Origin of the sequence: Streptomyces sp. NPDC005963, from assembly GCF_040638655.1 — a bacterium.
In the GTDB taxonomy this organism is placed as follows: Bacteria; Actinomycetota; Actinomycetes; order Streptomycetales; family Streptomycetaceae; genus Streptomyces.
The window spans coordinates 14,637-33,658 of sequence record NZ_JBEXVD010000044.1; the positions used below are offsets into that span (position 1 = coordinate 14,637).

General features: G+C 68.1%; 7 protein-coding genes. 6 read left to right on the top strand and 1 reads right to left on the bottom strand.

Features of this window, described 5'->3' with window-relative positions:
- Positions 1-2 precede the first annotated feature (2 nt).
- The 6 genes from ABZ348_RS33450 (at position 3) to ABZ348_RS33475 (ending at position 17,338) form a co-directional block, all read left to right on the top strand.
- The gene (locus tag ABZ348_RS33450) at positions 3-7,772 is read left to right on the top strand and encodes an amino acid adenylation domain-containing protein (protein WP_358939573.1); all 7,770 of its coding nucleotides are present in this window, start codon (positions 3-5) and stop codon (positions 7,770-7,772) included.
- Positions 7,769-12,751, top strand: coding sequence for an amino acid adenylation domain-containing protein (locus ABZ348_RS33455; RefSeq protein ID WP_358939575.1), 4,983 nt, complete (start codon positions 7,769-7,771; stop codon positions 12,749-12,751). Before ABZ348_RS33450 ends, ABZ348_RS33455 begins: the two co-directional genes overlap by 4 nt.
- Before the next feature lie 38 nt (positions 12,752-12,789).
- Positions 12,790-13,524, top strand: coding sequence for an alpha/beta fold hydrolase (locus ABZ348_RS33460; RefSeq protein ID WP_358939577.1), 735 nt, complete (start codon positions 12,790-12,792; stop codon positions 13,522-13,524).
- Positions 13,525-13,768: 244 nt separating this feature from the next.
- A complete protein-coding gene (locus tag ABZ348_RS33465) occupies positions 13,769-15,064 on the top strand; it encodes a PLP-dependent aminotransferase family protein (protein ID WP_358939586.1) in 1,296 nt (431 codons plus the stop codon).
- A 33-nt stretch (positions 15,065-15,097) separates the two neighbouring features.
- Complete coding sequence (hppD, locus tag ABZ348_RS33470) at positions 15,098-16,168, top strand: 4-hydroxyphenylpyruvate dioxygenase (protein ID WP_358939579.1); 1,071 nt, start codon at positions 15,098-15,100, stop codon at positions 16,166-16,168.
- A 69-nt stretch (positions 16,169-16,237) separates the two neighbouring features.
- A complete protein-coding gene (locus ABZ348_RS33475; protein WP_358939581.1) occupies positions 16,238-17,338 on the top strand; it encodes an alpha-hydroxy acid oxidase in 1,101 nt (366 codons plus the stop codon).
- Positions 17,339-17,497: 159 nt separating this feature from the next.
- On the opposite strand, the gene ABZ348_RS33480 is transcribed toward ABZ348_RS33475, so the two are convergent.
- Positions 17,498-18,730 carry a serine hydrolase domain-containing protein gene (locus ABZ348_RS33480; protein ID WP_358939582.1) on the bottom strand — a complete coding sequence of 411 codons (1,233 nt, stop codon included), beginning with the start codon at positions 18,728-18,730 and terminating at the stop codon, positions 17,498-17,500.
- Positions 18,731-19,022 lie beyond the last annotated feature (292 nt).

The following is a 19,022-nucleotide window of genomic DNA, read 5'->3' on the forward strand; positions in this document are numbered from 1 at the left end:
CGATGATCCCATTGTCCTTTGCCCAGAGTCGCATGTGGTTCCTCCAACACCTGGAAGGCCCCTCCGCCACCTACAACGGTCCGTTCGTGCTCCGCCTGGAAGGACCGCTGGAGGCCGCCGCGCTGGCCGCGGCGGTGGGGGACGTCGTCAGCCGGCACGAGAGCCTGCGCACCCTGGTCGTGGAGAACGCGGACGGTACGCCCGAGCAGCGGGTCCTGCCGCCGGAGGAAGCCGTGGTCCCGGTCCGGTTGGTCGACGTGACTGCGGACGCACTGGAAGCCGCGATGCACGAGGTCGCTTGCGAGACGTTCGACCTGTACACGGAGCTGCCCCTGCGCGCGACCGTCCTCCGGGTCGCTCCGCAGGAACACGTGCTGGTGTTCGTGTTCCATCACATCGCCGCGGACGGTGCGTCGATGGCGCCGTTCCTGCGCGATCTGATGTCGGCGTACGCGACTCGCCGCCAGGGGAGCGCGCCGCAGTGGACGCCGCTTCCAGTGCAGTACAAGGACTACACGCTGTGGCAACGACAGCTCCTGGGGGACGAAACGGACCCGAGCAGCATCACTTCGACACAACTGGACTACTGGCGCGCGGAACTGGCCGGGGTCCCACAGCCGATGCAACTGCCACTGGACCGGCCGCGGCCGACGGTGCCCGATCACAGCGGCGGCCATGTCGACTTCGAGCTGGAACCGGAACTGTTTGCGGGGGTCGGAAAGCTGGCCGCCGACCGCGGTGCCACGGCCCCGATGGTCGCCCAGGCCGTGCTCGCGGTGCTCCTGCACCACTTCGGTGCCGGCAACGATCTGACCCTGGGCAGCCCGATCGAGGGGCGCGCCGACGAGCAACTCGACGAACTGGTCGGGTTCTTCGTCAACACCTGGGTGTTGCGCGTCGATCTGTCGGGGAACCCGTCGTTCGGCGACCTGGTGGAGCAGGTGCGGGTCAGGGCCCTCGCGGCGTACGACAACCAGGACCTTCCGTTCGAACGCCTGGTGGAGCTGCTGGCACCGGAGCGCGTCACCTCCTACCAACCCCTGTTCCAGGTGATGCTGGCCTGGCAGTTCCCGTGGTCGGAGTTCAAGACGCCGGATCTGCGGGTGACTCCCCTTCCGCTGGGCACGGGCACGGCGAAGTTCGACCTGTTCTTCAACTTCGTCCCGGACTCGTCCGGGGGGGCGTACGGGCGTCTTGAGTACGCGGCGGAGCTCTTCGACCAGTCCACGGCCGAACGTCTCATCGACCGCTACATCCGTGTGCTGCGGCAGGTGGTCGCCAATCCGGAGACGCGGCTCGGCGCGGTGGATGTGCTCACCGACGCCGAACGGGACCGGCTGACACGGCTGAATGACACGACCGCGCCCGTGCCGGGGACGACCGTACCGGAGTTGGTCGCCGCTCAGGCCGCGCGAACACCGGATGCGACAGCGGTGGTGTCGGGGCAGACGACCCTCTCGTACGCGGGACTGGACGCCCGCGCGGGCCGGCTGGCCGCGGTCCTGCGCGAGCGCGGGGTCGGGCCCGATGTCCTGGTGGCCGTGGCCCTGCCACGGTCGGCGGACCTGGCGGTTGCGCTCCTCGGCGTGCTCAAGGCCGGCGGTGCCTACCTGCCGATCGACCCGAACTTCCCAGCAGCGCGAGTCGACCTCCTGCTCGACACGGCCGAGCCGTTGCTGGTCCTGACCGACCGCGAAACGGCGAAGACCGTGGCCAAGAGCCGGCGGCCCGTACTGCACCTCGACGATCTGGACCTCGACGGCCCCGGTAGCGACACCCCGGACGTACAACTCCGGCCGGACCATCTGGCCTATGTGATGTTCACGTCCGGGTCGACAGGGGCCCCCAAGGGCGTCGGCATCACCCACGCCAGCGTGGTCAACGGCGTACGGGACCTGCGTCGGGTCGCGCATGTGGAGCCGGGTTCTCGGATGCTCGCCGCGACCTCGGTGAACTTCGACGTCTCCGTGTTCGAGATGTTCACCGCGCTGACGACCGGGGCAACCGTCGAGATCGTCCGTGACGTACTGGAGCTCTCCGAACGCGGCCGTTGGTCGGGCACCACCATCAGTGCCGTTCCGACGGTGTTCTCCACACTGCTCGACCAGATCGGCAACGACGGGCCGGACGGCCTCCCGCTTGACGTGGAAACCGTCATCTTCGCCGGTGAGGCGGTCTCCGCCGAGCTAGTCAGCAGGGTCCACAGCGCGTTACCCGGGGTCCGGGTCGTCAATGCCTACGGCCAGACCGAGAGCTTCTACGCTTCCACGTTCACGCTTCCGCAGCAGTGGACCGGAACTAGTGCAGTACCGATCGGGCAGCCGCTCGCCAACATGCACGCCTACGTACTGGGGCCGGAACTGGCTCCGGTTCCGCCCGGTGTGATCGGTGAACTGTACGTCGCGGGCCTGCTCGCCCGGGGCTACCACCAGAGCGGTGGAGCCACCGCGGAGCGGTTCGTGGCCAGTCCCTTCGGTCCCACCGGCGCACGCATGTACCGCACCGGTGACCTGGCCCAGTGGGACGACAGCGGCCGGCTGAGGTACGCGGGACGAGCTGACGCCCAGGTCAAGGTGAACGGCATCCGTGTCGAGCCGACGGAGATCGAGACGGTTCTCGTCCACCACCCAGGGGTCAGCCAGGCCGCAGTGACCGTGTGTGAGGACCGCATCGGCAAGCTGCGGCTCGTCGGCTATGTGGCGCCAGTGGGCGCGGCGGAAGGCGGCGCCGACGTTTCAGTGACGGACCTGCGGCGATACATGGCCAAGCGGCTGCCGGACTACATGGTTCCCGCGCAACTGGTGCTGCTCGACCGGCTCCCCCTCACCGCGAGCGGAAAGCTGGACCGGGCCGCCCTGCCCGAGCCGGAGTTCTCGGGCGGCACCCATCGGGCGCCGCGCAGTGCGCCGGAGCGGGTGCTGGCCGAGGTGTTCGCCGATGTGCTCAGCACCGACCACGTGGGAATCGACGATGACTTCTTCACCCGTGGCGGCGACAGCATTCGTTCCATCCAGGTGGTCGCGCGTGCCAAGACGCGAGGCGTCGTGGTCACTACGCGGGAGATCTTCGAGCACCGTACGGTCGTCCGGCTCGCGGAACTGGTCGAAGGACGGGCCGAAGAGGAGCGTGTGACGCTGGCCGAACTGCCGGGTGGCGGTGTGGGCTGGGCTCCGCTGCCGCCGACGGCAGCACACATGCTGGCCCTCGGTGGCGGTATCGATCGGCTCAGCATGTCCGCGATGCTGTCTCTCCCCAAGGACATCGACCGGGCCGGTCTGGTCGCCACCTTGCAGGTGGTCCTGGACCGGCACGACGTGCTGCGTTCCCGCCTCGACCGGACCGACCCCGGCCTGCGGATGGAACCGGTCGGCAGTGTGGACGCCGGTTCGCTGGTACGGGAGGTCGCGTACGGCGACGCCGATGTGAAGGCCGAACTGGACATGGCCGCGGATCGTCTGGACCCGGCCGCGGGCGTGATGGCGCAGTTCGTCTGGTTCACCCCTGGCACTCCCACGGACGTCGGCCGGCTGCTGATCGTGCTGCACCACCTGGTCGTCGACGGGGTGTCGTGGCGCGTCCTGTTCCCGGAGCTCGCCGCGGCCTGGCAGCAGGTCCACAACGGTCACGCCCCACGACCGGCACAGACGGGTACCTCGCTACGGCGCTGGATGCACGCCCTGGCTGACGAGGCCCTCACCCCGGGGCGAGTGGCGGAGCTCCCCCTGTGGCAGGAGGTCCTGACCGGCGACGACCCGCTGCTCGGTGCACGCGAGATCGATCCGGCGCGCGATGTCGCGGACACCGTGGACACCGTCCGTGTCCAGGTGCCTCCGGACGTCACGGAAACCTTGCTGAACAGGCTGCCCGCGGTCTTCCACGCCGGCGTCGACGACGGGCTGCTGGCCGGCCTCGTACTGGCGCTGGCCCGCTGGCGCCAGACGAGGGGGGTCTCCGGCACCTCGACACTCGTCCGGCTCGAAGGACACGGCCGCGAAGACCACCTCGTGCCCGGCGCCGACCTGTCGGGCACGGTCGGATGGTTCACCGCGATGTACCCGGTACGGCTGGATGTGACCGGCGTCGACGTGGCGGACGCCCTCGCCGGCGGCAAGGCCGCGGGGAAGGTGATCAAGGCCGTCAAGGAGCAGTTGCGGGTGGTGCCGGACAACGGCATGGGCTACGGCTTGCTACGCCACCTGAACACCGGGACCGCTGCCGCGCTGGCGAAGGCGCGGGAGCCGCGGATCGGGTTCAACTACCTCGGCAAGTCCTCCAGCGCGGACATCCCCGCAGAACTGCGAGGGCTCGGCTGGGGCCTGGACACCACCCATCAGGACCTGATCGCCGCGCCGGACGCCGATCTGCCGGTGCTGTCGGCCCTGGAGATCAGCGCTGTGGCCGCCGACACCGCGGACGGCGAGGAGCTGACCGCCTACTTCGGGTTTCCCACCGGTGTGCTCTCCCGCGACGAGGTGAGTGAGCTGGCCGGGCTGTGGGTTCGGGCGCTGACCGCTCTGGCCCGGCACGTCGACACGCCCGAGGCGGGCGGACTCACCCCGAGCGACGCTCCGCTGGTCGAGGTGAGCCAGGAGGAGATCGAGACCTGGGAATCCCGCTTCGGCACGTTGGCCAAGGTGTGGCCGGCGACGACGGCCCAGTCCGGCATCCTCTTCCAATCGAGGTTGTCCGGGGCGTCGTTCGACCCGTACCACATTCAGCTGGTGTTCCATCTGACCGGCGAAGTCGACCCGGAGCGGATGCGCCGGGCCGGGCAGGCCCTGTTGGACCGCCATCCCGTCCTGCGCGCGGCGTTCGTCAACCGGGTGGACGGTGATGTGGTGCAGGTGGTCCCGGAGGCAGTGACGCTGCCGTGGCGGCACCTCGACCTCACATCGGTCGACGAGGAGGAACGCAACGAGAGGTTCGAGCGGTTTCTTGAGCAGGACCGGACCTCGTACTTCGACACCGACAGCCCACCGCTGATCCGGCTGGCGCTCGTCGTCCTTGACCACGAGCGGCCCGAACTCGTGCTGACCGCCCACCACGTCCTGTACGACGGCTGGTCCACCCCGTTGCTCCTGGAAGATCTGCTCCTGCTCTACGCGTCCGACGGCGACCCGTCCGGGCTGCCCGCGACCCGAGACTACGGCGACTTCCTCTCGTGGCTCGACCGGCAGGACCAGGAGGCGACAGCACGGGTGTGGGCCGAGGAACTCGAAGGGTTTGAGGAGCCGACCCTGCTCGCTCCTGGCTTCGCAGCCGCGGACGACGAGGGCCGCGGCCAGGTCGACATCGCGGTCCCGCAGGAGGTGGCGCAGGAACTCAACCGGTTGGCAACCGAGTTGGGCATCACCATGAACACGCTGGTTCAGGGGGCCTGGGCCCTGGTGCTCGGTGAAATCACCGGCCGCCAGGACGTCGTGTTCGGCACCACGGTCTCCGGGCGCCCGCCCGCGGTGACAGGCGTTGAGTCGATGGTCGGGATGCTCATCAACACCGTCCCCGTGCGCGTCACCCATGCGCCGGGCGACACGCTCGCCGAGTTCCTCACCCGGCTGCAGGGCCGGCAGAGCGGCTTGGTGGAGCACCACTACTACGGCCTCGCGGAGATCCAGCGGTCCGCCGGTCTCCAGTCCCTCTTCGACACCCTGGTCGTCTTCGAGTCGTTTCCCGTCGACGAGGACGGCCTCAGCGCCGCCTCCGACGCTGAGGGCGGGATCGGCTACGACGGCTTCCGCCCGTCTGCGGGCAACCACTATCCGCTGTGCCTGATGGCGGCGGCCGAACCGTACCTCGAATGCATCATCCAATACGCGCCGGGCGCCTTCGACCGCGACACGGTGGAGACGTACGCGACCCGTCTCGTCCGCTTCCTGCGGCAGCTGACCACCAGCCCCGAGCTGAAGATCGCGCAGTTGGAATCCCTGGAGCCGGCCGAACGCGACCAAATGCTAGCGGTGTTGAACGACACGTCCGGCCCGGCCCGCGAGGTCACGCTCACCGAGCTCTTCGAGGCGCAGGTGACGCGGACTCCGGACGCGGTGGCCGTGTCCGCCGAGGGCGAGGAACTCACGTACGCAGAGTTGGACGCCCGCGCCGACCGGCTCGCGTTCGCCCTCGCGAACCGCGGGGTGGGCCCGGAGAGCGTGGTGAGCGTGGTCCTGCCGCGTACGGTGAACATGGTCGTCGCCCTCCTGGGCGTGCTGAAGGCGGGCGGAGCCTATCTGCCCGTCGACCCCGTCTATGCCGCAGCCCGGCTTCCGCACATTCTCCCCGGCGCCCGGCCCCGCCTGCTTCTCACCGACGCCGGCACCCGGGCAGTCGTTCCGGCCACGGACGTCCCCGTCGTCCTCTTTGAGGACATCGACTTCGGGGCGCCCGCTCCGGACGCCTGGACGTCGGCGGCTCGACGGAGGGTTCGGCCGGGGAACCTCGTCTACGTCGTCTACACCTCCGGTTCCACCGGCGTGCCCAAGGGCGTCAGCGTCACCCACGCCACCATCGTCAATGCCGTGGACACCATGGTCGCGCAGGCCGGAATGGAGTCCGGCCGGCGGGTGCTGCTGGCCGCCTCCTTCGGCTTCGACGTCGCCACCTTCGAACTGTTCTCCGCACTCACCAGGGGCGGCAGCGTCGAGATCGTCCGGGACGTGCTGGCACTGACCGAACGCGACACCTGGGACATCGACGTCATCTGCTCGGTACCGTCGGCCTTCGCAGAACTCGTCGACCAACTCGGCGACCGCATCAGTCCCACGGCGCTGAACATCTCCGGGGAGGTGTTGACCCCGGCGCTGGCGGAGCGGGTGCGCGGACTCTGGCCGCAGGCGCGCGTCATCAACAGCTACGGACCCAGCGAGACCTTCTACGCCACCGCGCACCTCCTGGATGCCGCCCAGCCGTACGCCGACGGCGTGCCCATCGGCCGGCCCTTCCCCGGAGTGCGCGCCTACGTACTCAGTCCGGGCCTGACCCTGCTGCCCCCGGGCACACCGGGCGAGCTCTATCTGGCAGGGGCCGGACGCGGCTACCACAACCAGTCAGCCATGACCGCCGACCGCTTTGTCCCCGACCCCCACGGGCCCCCCGGTGCCCGGATGTACCGCACGGGTGACATCGCCCGACTCACCCCGGGCGGCGAGCTACAGCACCTGGGGCGCGTCGACACCCAGGTCAAGATCCGTGGGTATCGCGTTGAACCCGGCGAGATCGAGGCCGCCCTGACGGCCCATCCACACATCTCCCAGGCCGCCGTCGTGGTTCAGCAGAACGACGACCGCACCCCCGACCTGATCGCCTACCTCGTCCCTGATCAGGGCGAGATCGCTCCGTCCCCGGAACAACTGCGCCACCACTTGGCGGAGCGGCTGCCCGACTATATGGTCCCCGCCGCCTACGTCCCGCTCGACAGGCTTCCCCTGTCCCCCAACGGCAAGCTCGACCTCAAGGCCCTGCCCGCCGCCGAAGTCCTGCCCACCACGTCCTTCCGGGCGCCCAGCACGGCACGGGAGAAGTTGCTGACCAAGCTCTTCGGCGAGGTGCTCGGTCTGGAGAGGGTCGGCATCGACGACGGCTTCTTCGAGATCGGTGGACACTCCCTGCTCGCCACTCGGCTGATCAACCGGGCCCGTGCCGAACTGGGGATCGAGATACCCATTCGCAAGATCTTCGACCTGCCGACGGTATCCGCGCTCGCCGCGTGGACGGAGGAATCGGCTGTTCCCCTTCGCCCCAATCTCCGCAGGATGATCACAGAGGAGCAAATCCAGTGATTCCGCTTTCGTTTGCACAGCGCCGCATGTGGCTGACGCACCAAATGGAGGGCGGGGCAGAGACCTACAACATCTCCCCGGCGTTCCGGCTGACCGGGGCACTGGACCAGGCCGCCCTCGTCGCAGCGATTCAGGACCTGGTCGAGCGGCACGAGCCGTTGCGCACGGTATACGTCACGGATGACCGGGGCGAGCCCTATCAGCAGATCCTGCCGTCGGCCGAGGCCGCGGTGGAGGTTCCGGTAGTGGAGGTCGCGACCGACGAACTGACCGACACGGTCGCGAAGTTCATCACCCACAGGTTCGACCTGGCGGCCGAGATCCCCTTCCGGGCGACCCTGTTTCGCTGCGGACCTGAGGATCACGTCCTGGTCCTGGTCATCCACCACATCGCATCGGACGGCTCCTCGGTCGCGCCGCTGGTGAGGGACATGTCGGCGGGCTACGCCGCCCGCTTGGAGGGCCGGGCGCCCGATTGGGAGCCACTGCCCGTGCAGTACAAGGACTACGCGCTGTGGCAACGCGAGTTGCTCGGCGACGTGACAGACCCGAGCAGCCTCGCCGCGGCGCAGGCGGACTACTGGCGCGAGGAACTGGCCGGTGTGCCGCAGCCGCTGAACCTGCCCCTCGACCGTCCCCGGTCCGCGCAACGGAGCTCGCAGGGCGACAAGGTCACCTTCGTGGCGCAATCGGAGGTCGGGGCCGGGTTGCAGAAGTTGGCCGACGAGCGCGGTATGACCGTGTCGATGGTCATGGAAGCCGCACTTGGAGTGCTTCTGGGCAAGCTGGGCGGCGGCGACGACGTGACCATCGGAAGTCCGATCGCCGGACGGACCGACGAAGCGCTGGCCGACCTGGTCGGGTTCTTCGTCAACACCCAGGTGCTGCGGGTGGACCTCTCGGGTGACCCGACGTTCGACGACCTGCTCACCCAGGTGCGGGGCAAGTCACTGGCGGCCTACGAGCACCAGGACGTGCCGTTCGAGACGCTCGTCGAGTTGGTCAACCCCGACAGATCGGCCGCGTACCAACCGCTGTTCCAGGTGATGCTCGCCTGGCACAACTGGGAACGGGGGGAGTTCGAGCTTCCCGGGCTTGAGGTGGAGTTCGAGCAGCACGTCACGTCGACGGCCATGTTCGACCTGTTCTTCAACATGGCGGTGGACGACTCCGGGGCGCTGCGGTGCGACCTTCAGTACGCGACCCAACTGTTCGACCGGGACACGGTCGAGGCCATCGCCGCCCGGTTCGTACGCCTGCTGGAACAGGTGATCGCCGACCCAACGGCCCCGATCAGCGCCGTGGACCCGCTCTCCATGAGGGAGCGGCATTGGCTGCTCCGAGATGTCAACGACACCGCTCGGCCGCTGGACCTCGGCACCATGCCGGACGCGTTCGAGGCTCAGGTGAAGCGGCATCCCGACCGCGTTGCGCTGGTCGGCGAGGGGACAAGGCTGAGCTACGGGGAGTTCAACCGGCGCGCCAATCAGTTGGCGCACTGGCTGGTGGAGCAGGGCGCGGGCCCCGAGCGGCTGGTGGCGGTGCGCATTCCGCGCTCCGTGGATCTGATGGTGGCGCTGTACGCGGTGGTCAAAGCGGGTGCGGCCTATCTGCCGATCGACACCGACCTGCCCGAGGACCGGGTCGCACAGGTGCTGTCGAGCGCGGATCCGCTGCTCACGCTCGAAGAGTCGCTTCCGGACGTGTCCGGATACCCGGAGGACGATCCCCGCCGTGCGCTGTCGCCGGACAACGCGGCATACGTCATCTATACCTCCGGCTCCACCGGTGGGCCGAAGGGGGTGCAGGTCTCACACCGGTCGATCATGAACCGGCTGGCGTGGGGGCTGGCGCATTTCGAGGTGGGCGCCGATGACCGGGTGCTGCTGAGCACATCGGCGAGTTTCGATGTGTCGGTGCCGGAACTGTTCGCCCCCCTACAGGTGGGTGCGGCCGTGGTGATCGCACGTCCGGACGGACGCCGGGATCCGGCCTATCTGGCCGAGCTGATCCGACAGGAGGAGGTGACCGGCGCGGACTTCGTACCCTCCCTGCTGGAGGTGTTCGTCGCCGAGCCGGCGGCGAAGGAATGCACCAGCCTGCGGTGGATCGAGGTGGCGGGCGAGGCGTTCCCGCCGGCGCTGGCCAACAAGGTCGCCGATGTGCTGCCCGGCTGCGGTGTGCACAATCTGTACGGGCCCACCGAGGCGTCGGTGGAGGTCACCGCGTGGCAGCACTTGCCGGGTACGGACCGCGTCCCGATCGGCGCGCCGATCTGGAACACGCAGGTATACGTGCTGGACGCGGCGCTGCGCCCGGTCGCGCCGGGGGTCGCCGGCGAGCTCTACCTGGCCGGCACCGGGCTCGCCAGGGGCTATCTGGGACAGGGCGCGCTGACCGCGCACCGGTTCATCGCCTCTCCCTACGGCACGCCCGGGACTCGGATGTATCGCACCGGAGACGTCGTGCGGTGGAACAAGGACGGCCAGGTCGAGTACATCGGGCGGGCGGACTTCCAGGTGAAGGTCCGAGGTTTCCGCATCGAGCTGGGTGAGATCGAGAACGTGCTGAGCGCACATCCCGGTGTGGCGCAGGCGGCGGTCGTGGTGCGTGAGAACCAGCAGGGCGACAAACGCCTCGTGGGTTACGTGGTGCCCGATCCGGACGCCGCGGTGGCGGATACCGGCGATCAACTGGACGAGTGGCGCCAGGTCTACGACGAGACGTACGCCGATTCCAACGATGTGGAGTTGGGCGAGGACTTCGAGCTGTGGACGTCGGTGTACGATGGCGCGCCGGTCCCGCGCGAGCAGATGGAAGAGTGGCGGGACGCGGCGGTCGCCCAGGTGTTGCGGTTCGCCCCGCGGCGGGTGCTGGAGATCGGTGTGGGTTCCGGTCTGCTGCTCGCGAAGATCGTCGATTCGGTCGACGACTACTGGGGCACCGACATCTCCGCCACGGTCGTCGACCGGCTCCGTACCCAGGTTGAGCAGGCCGGCCACGGTGACCGGGTCCGGCTCAGCGCCCAGGCGGCCGAGGACATCTCCGGACTGCCCCGGGGCCAGTTCGACACGGTGATGCTCAACTCGGTGGTCCAGTACTTCCCCGGCGTCGAGTACCTGGACCAGGTGCTGCGCCAGGCCCTGGAACTCCTCGCACCGGGCGGTCGCGTCATCGTCGGTGACGTCCGCAATGCCAACACCCTCCGGTTGATGACGACCGCCGTGCAGCGTGCTGCGCACCCTCATGCCTCACGTGACGAACTGCGCGCACTGGTGGAGCAGGCGCTCCTTGCCGAGCGGGAGCTGGTGGTCGCCCCGGAGTGGTTCACCGAGTGGGCGGCGGACCGTGCCGTCGGGGTCGACATCCGGTTGAAGCCGGGGCAGGCGCACAACGAATTGACCCGGCACCGCTATGAGGTCGTCCTGCACAAACAAGCGGTCGACGTCCTTGAACTGTCCGGTGTGCCGGTGGTGCCATGGGGCCGGGAAGTGTCCGATCTGGCCGGCCTGGAGGACTGCGTCAACCGGGCGGGCGGCTCGGTCCGCTTGACGGGGATACCCAATGCCCGGTTGCTGGAAGAGGCTGCAACCGCCTTGTCGACCGGTGTCGTGAGCGCTGCCCCACTCCTCGACAAGCCACTCGATCCGGAAGACCTTGCCGCATGGGCGCGGCAGAAGGGCCGGGACGCGATCATCACCTGGTCCGGCCGGGCCGTCCACGCCTTCGACGTGATTCTCCTGCCCGAGCAGCAGACCGGGCAGCGGATCGTCTCCGGAGGGTTCGTACCCGGTGATACTGCGGGGCGGACCTGGGTGAACGCCCCCGCCCTGGCCACGGCGATCGGTCCGCTCCTGGCCGAGCTGCCCGCATATCTGCGTGAGCGTCTTCCGGACTACATGGTCCCGGCGGTGGTCGTGCCGCTTTCCGAGCTTCCGCTGAACACCGCCGGGAAGCTCGATCGGCGGGCGCTGCCGTCAGACCACACGACGACCGCGAGAGGCGGAGGGCCCCGAAACTCTCACGAAGAAGTGCTCTGCTCGTTCTTCTGCGAGTTGCTCGGCTTGGAGCGGATCGGTGTCGAGGATGACTTCTTCGCGCTCGGTGGGCACTCGCTGCTGGCCACCCGGCTCAGCGCCAAGATCCGCAAGCAGTTCGACATTGACATGCCCCTCAGGACGATTGTCCAGTTCCCCACGGTGGCTGAGCTGGCCGCGCTGGTGGTCACCGGCGTCGCGCCCGGCGACCACGCCGACGCGTTCGAAGTCGTGCTGCCGCTGAACAGAGATCCCGGAACGGGGAAGGCACCCGTGTGGTTCTTCCACGGTGGGGGCGGCCTGGGCTGGGCGCACTTCAGCTTCGCCCCCTATCTGGATCGGCCGGCCTACTGCTTGCAGGCCCGCGGTTCCAACGGCACGGAGCCGGTGGCGGGATCAGTGGAGGAGATGATCGACGACTACCTCGCCCAAATACTCAAGATCCAGCCGGAAGGCCCCTTCAACCTGGTCGGCTGGTCCTTCGGAGGCCCGCTGGCGCACGCCATCGCGGATGTGTTGGACCGGCGTGGTCACGAGGTTGCCCTCCTTGCCGTGCTGGACTCCCAACCGGCCTGCGCCGGCAGCGGGTTCAGGCTGCCCGAGGTGGCCAGCAGAACGAAGGATCTGTACCGGCAGGACATCGAGGAGATCTTCGGCCAGTTCATGAACACCAAGAACATGGACACCTTCCTGGACAGCATGTCGAGGGTCGGTTCCAACAATCTCAACAAAATGGCCCTGTTCGAATCACCGGTCTTCCGCGGCGATCTGCTGTTCTTCCACGCGACCAAGGACAAGGAAAAGTCATACGGGCCGGACTGGCGGCCATTCGTCCTCGGCTCGATCGAGGAACACGACGTGGACGCCACGCACCACGACTTGCACATGCCGAAATCCGCAGTCCGAATCATGAAGGCCATCGCCGACAAACTTGCGGACTGACGGGGAATTCATCGAATGAATGATTGGGGTGGGGCAGGGTGAAAGAAGCCGGCACATCTGCGGACGGCCGGGACCGGGGCGCTCTGCTTTGTCTGCCGTTCGCGGGAGCAGGGCCCTCGTTCTTCCATCCGTGGCGGGAACTGTCCGCCGACCGGTGGAGAGTGGTTCCGGTTGAGCTGCCCGGCAGGGAGCGGCGGATCATGGAGACGCCGTACCGGAACGTCGTCGAAGCCGCGAAGAACTCCATCGACGACATCGTCTCTGACCTTGGCGATGCAGCGCGGACCGTCGTGTTCGGGCACAGCTTGGGTGCGGTGCTCGCGTATGAGCTGGTGCACCTGCTGAGCGCACGCGGTGTGCGCGTCGAGCTGCTGGTCGTCAGTGGCTCGCCGGGACCGTGGACGCAGCGGGAGAGACGGGCGACCGGACTTCCCGACGAGGAATTTCTCGCCCGTGTCGAAGAGTTCGCAGGATTCAGGCACGAGGCTCTTGACCACCCGGAGATGCGTGATCTGATTCTCCCCGTGCTGCAGGCCGACTGTGAAATGCACGAGAACTATGTTCCGAGCACCGATGAACTCGTTTCGGTGCCGATCTGCTCGATTCGGGGCAGCTCCGACGGTCTGGTCAGCGCGGAACAGTCACAGGAGTGGCGGAACGCGACCACGAGTGAATTCACTTGTGTGGAGTTCCCGGGTGACCACATGTACCTGGTGGATCGTGGGCGGGAGGTGCTCGATCTGATCGAAGCAGAATCCGTCCGCAGTCGCTGATGTCCGGTGTCGGAATCCTCCGGCATCCGGCCCCTCGTGCGACACAACCAATTGATGAGGGCCTGACCGCAACCCTCGAACACAACGGTGTTCCGAGGGCCGGGACGACTGTGGCATGTGCGGTTTGGGGCTGGGCCGGACACTTCGGAGGGCGATCGTGATGAGCGGGACCAATGGCGCGACGAAAGAGATGGGGGTCGCACCCGTCCGTGCCCCCCGGACCGGTGGCGGAGCGGTGCTGCGTATGGAGGACCTGCACCCCGGCGTAGCGGATCCGGTGATGGACACGATGAACTTCCTCAACGAAATCACCTTGAACTACCCCGAGGCCATCTCTTTCGCCCCGGGAAGGCCGTACGAGGAGTTCTTCGACACCGAGCAGATCTTCACCCATCTGCGCCGCTATCTGGACTACTTGGCTGCCCAGGGGCGCTCCGCGGCCGAAGTGCGCAGCGCGATGTTCCAGTACGGTCCGTCCGCCGGGTTGATCCGCGAGCTCATCGCCGACTCGCTCCGCGTGGATGAGGGCATCGACGTTCCCGCCGAGTCGATCGTGGTCACGGTGGGGTGCCAGGAGGCGATGTTCCTGGCACTCCGCGCGCTCATGGCAGGTCCTGAAGACGTGCTGTTGGTCTCCAGCCCTTGCTATGTGGGGATCACCGGTGCGGCGCGCCTCCTCGATGCCGAGGTGGTCGCCGTCAAGGAACGAGAGGACGGCCTGTCGTGCGCTGACCTGGAAGTCACGGTTCTTGCCGAACGCAAGCGGGGGCGCAGGCCCCGTGCACTGTACGTGGTCCCCGACCACTCCAACCCGTCCGGGGTCACGATGCCGCTGAGGACCAGGCACCAACTGTTGGAACTGGCCGAGCGACTCGACCTCCTCATCCTGGAGGACAGCCCTTACCGGCTGGTCAGCCCCGGTGCACAGGTGCCCACGCTGAAGTCGCTCGACCGGCGGCGACGGGTGATCCACCTGGGTTCGTTCGCCAAGTCACTCTTCCCAGGCGCGCGGGTGGGCTACGCCGTGGCCGACCAAACGGTGTTGAGGGCGGACGGGACCACCGGGCTGCTCGCCGACGAACTGGCCAAGATCAAGAGCATGATCACCGTGAACACCTCCCCCTTGAGCCAGGCGGCCGTAGCGGGTGCCCTGCTGGCGTCCGACGGTCATGTCTGCGAGTCGAACGCCGAGTTGGCCGCCCACTACGGAGACAGCATGCAGGCCGCCCTGCGGGGCCTGGACCGTGAGTTTCCCGCCGCCCGACGGTCCCGGCTCGGCGTGAGCTGGAACGCGCCCAGCGGGGGGTTCTTCCTGACCCTGCAGGTGGCCTTCCGCGCCGACGACGACGCCCTGAGCCGGTCCGCCAAAGAGTTCGGGGTCATCTGGACGCCGATGTCCTATTTCCATCCGGACGGTGGAGGTGATCACACCATCCGGCTGTCGACCAGCTATCTGGCCCATGTGGAAGTGGAAGAGGGGCTCCGACGGCTGGCCGATTTCATTGAGTCCGAGGTTGTAGCGGCCCAGCCCCATGGCTGAGTCCGGTCAAGTGTGAACCCCTGGAGGTGGCGTGTGGATATCCAGTCGATCGATCACATCGAACTTTTCGTCGAAGACGCCGAGGAGGCGGCCGTCGGACTGCGCGACCAGTTCGGCTTCGCCGTAGCCGGTCGCGGTGGCGCCCGCACCGGTCTGCGCGGATGCGATTCGGTGCTGCTGCGGCAGCACGACATCACCCTGTTGGTCACCTCGGCCACCAGACCCGATCACCGTGCCGCCGAATACGTGGAGCGGCACGGCCAGGGCGTCGGCGTCATCGGTCTGCGCGTCGACGATGCGCAGGCCGCGTTCGCCGAGGCCGTCGAGCGGGGGGCCGTCCCGGTTGCCCCGCCCGAGACGCTCGGCCCCGCAGGAGACCAGGTCGTCTTCGCCTCGGTGAGTGCATTCGGCGACGTGGAGCACCGTTTCGTCTCCCGCAGCCGGCCCGACGGCCCGTTCGTCCCGCTGATCGAGGAGACCGCCCGTGACCGCTCCGGGGGGCTCTTCACCGAGATCGACCACCTCGCGGTGTGTGTGCCTGCCGGCACCCTCAAGGAGACGGTGCGCCGCTACGAGGAGATCTTCGGGCTTCGCCAGACGTTCGAGGAGCAGATAGTCGTCGGGTCCCAGGCCATGGACTCGAAGGTCGTCCAGAACGGGTCCGGACGGCTGACCCTGACGATCATCGAGCCGGACGTCACTCGTGCGCCGGGCCAGATCGACCGGTTCATCGCGGCCCACGACGGCGCCGGGGTCCAGCACATCGCGTTCCTCACCGAGGACATCCTGGCCGCTGTGCCCGAGAGCGCCGAGCGGGGCGTGCGTTTCCTCACCACGCCGCAGAGCTACTACGAGGCGTTGGGACAACGAATCGGTCCGATCGGCGTGCCGGTGGCGGTGCTGCGCGAGGTCAATGTGCTGGCCGACCGCGATCCGGCAGGGGTCATGTTGCAGATCTTCACCGAGTCGCAGCACGAGAGGGGCACCCTCTTCTACGAACTGATCGACCGCCGGGGCGCTCACACCTTCGGCAGCAACAACATCAAGGCCCTCTACGAAGCCGTGGACCGCCAGCAGACGCGCAACCCGACCGGTCGGGCCTGAGATGTGCCCCGACAAGGGTGACGGTTCGGTGGGGAGCTCGCCTGCGATGAGCACCGTGGAGGGTGGGCGATGAGACTGACGCTCAGCGAATTCGCGAGTGCGGCCAGGTCCCGACTCGCCCCCGGGATATGGGACTTCTTCGAGGGTGGCGCGGGCGAGGAGCGGACGCTCGCGGCCAATGCCGCGGCGTTCGACCGGCTGTGGCTGCGGCCACGGGTCCTGTGCGGCACAGCCCGTCCCGAGACCGCGATCACGATTCTCGGCCGCTCCTGGGACGCGCCGGTGGCGGTCGCACCGCTGGGCTACCACACGCTGGCCCACCCGCTGGGCGAGCTCGCCACCGTACGGGGGACGGCGGCTGCCGCCCGTGTGCCGGTCGTGATCAGCACCTTTGCCGGGCGCAGCATCGAGGAACTCGCCGCCGCCGGCGGCGGTCCGCTCTGGCTCCAGGTCTACTGCTTGCGTGATCGTGCCATGACGCGGCGCCTCGTCGAACGCGCGGAGGTCGCGGGATTCGAGGCACTCGTCCTCACCGTCGACACACCTCACATGGGCCGGAGACTGCGGGACCTGCGCAACGGCTTCCGGCTCCCCCCGGGAATCGTCCCGGCCAATCTCGACGGGCACGACTTCACGGTTCCTGCCGCACACGCGAAAGCCGAGTTCGCTCCTCTGGACTGGTCCGTGGTGGATTGGCTGCGCTCAGTCAGCCCGTTGCCGGTCCTGCTCAAGGGGATTCTCACCGACGCAGACGCGGCGCGGGCCGTCGAGGCCGGGGCGGACGGCATCGTCGTGTCCAACCACGGCGGGCGGCAACTCGACGGTGTCCCCGCGACGCTCGACGTCCTGCCGGAGATTGTGACGGCGGTGGACGGGCGGATTCCCGTCCTGCTCGACGGGGGAGTGCGTCGTGGCCGCGATGTGCTCGCTGCGCTCGCTCTCGGCGCCGACGCGGTGCTCGTCGGCCGGCCGATCCTGCACGGCCTCGCCGTCGACGGAGACCAGGGGGTCACGGACGTACTGAACGTCCTGCTCGGTGAGTTGACCGACGCCATGGCGCTCTCGGGCCTCCGCGGGCTTGCCGACATCGATCCCGAACTCGTCCGGCCCGCTGCCGACGCCGGTGAAGGGGTACGTCGCCACCGGGTCGACGCGGTGCTGCAGCGATAGACAGGGATGCCTGAGGCGACAACGGGACGGACACGGGTGCAGTACGTGATCGTGAGCGCGGAGCAGGCTCCGGCGTGAAGTCGGGCCCGCTCCGCGCTGATGGGGGCAGTTGCAGCACGTAGCGCTGTTGGCGCCGGACCGGCTTCGACCGCTTGCGGGTCAGTCGTCGATCGCTTGGTAGAGGGTGGTCCAGAAGTCATGGATGACCCGCGCCGAATCCGGAGTGGACATCCCGGTCTGGGTGAGCAGGAGGCCGACGAGCCCGTTGTCCGGGTCGGCGTACGTCGAGGTCCCTGCGCCGCCGTCCCAGCCGAACTGGCCGACAGGGGCGAAGTCACTGCGGTAGGTGCGTACCGCCATTCCGAAGCCCCAGCCGCCATGCTGCCCATGGCCGTGTGCCAAGTGGACGACGTTGCGGGCCCAGGCTTCCCGGGAGGCCAGTTGCTCGCGAGTGAGACGATTGGTGGTCATCAGCTCAACGGAAGGCCGGGACAGAATCCTTTGGGTGCCGTGCATTCCGTGGTTCAGAAGCATGCGGAAGTAGGCGTGGTAGTCGTCGATGGTCGAGTCGAGCCCGCCGCCGCCCGACTGGAACGCCGGAGGCTGGCTGTGATGCCCCCCTTCGACCTCGTCCGCCACGATGAACTCGCCGGTGTGCGGATCGGGCGCGTACAGGGGAGGCAGCCGGTCGATCTTGTCGGCGGACACGTGGAAGCCGGTGTCTTTCATGCCCAAGGGATCGAAGATGCGTTCGCGAAGGAAGGATTCGAACGATTGGCCGGTGACCCGGGCCACGAGCACGCCGAGCACGTCGTCACTGATGTGGTAGAGCCATCGCTCGCCGGGCTGACACATCAGCGGGAACGTGCCCAGGCGACGCATCCACTCATCCGGATCTGGCTCTGGCAACAGCCATTCCTGCCCGTAGAGACCCTCCTCGAAGAAGGCGCCCATCATCGAAGAGCCCGTCGCCGTCATGTCCAGTCCGAGTCCGAACGTGGAGGTGAGCAGGTCCCGTACGGTGATCGGACGCCGGGCCGGCACGGTGTCCTCCAGGGGGCCGTCGGCCCGCCGTAGGACCCGGCGGTCGGCGAGTTCGGGCAGCCACCGATCCACCGGGTCGTCCAGCCGGAGCCGGCACTCGTCCAGCAGGACCATCGTCGCTGCCACCGCGACCGGCTTGCTCGTCGAGGCCATCCGGCAGATGGTGTCCCGACGCATCGGTGAGTCGCCGTCGGGGCGCATCGTCCCGATCGTTTCGACGTGCGTCTCCTCGCCCCGGCTGACCAGGGCGATGAGCCCGGGAATCCTCTTGGACTCCACATGCCGTATCAGGACTTCGCGCAGTCGGCGCAGCCCCGATACAGAGAATCCGTTACCGCCTTCTCCCACCGCGAATCTCCTTGAATGGACTCAGTGTTCGATCTTGCGGGTTTCGTCCCGATCGAGGGCCCTGTGTGGGCGTGCTCGACGTGGCACTCTTCGTGGCCCAGGAGCAATCGGCGAACCATTCATGGCGTCCACCATTGCCCCTGGGCACGATGAGCGATGTCGTCAGCGGCCCCTCACGTCTTCCTCGCCGGTGTCTTCGCCGGTGGTGTGGGTGAGGGTGTTGGTGAGTTGTTTGCGTGCGCGGTCGGGGATGTAGCTGCCTTGTGCGTAGTTGTGGGCGAAGGTGTCGGCG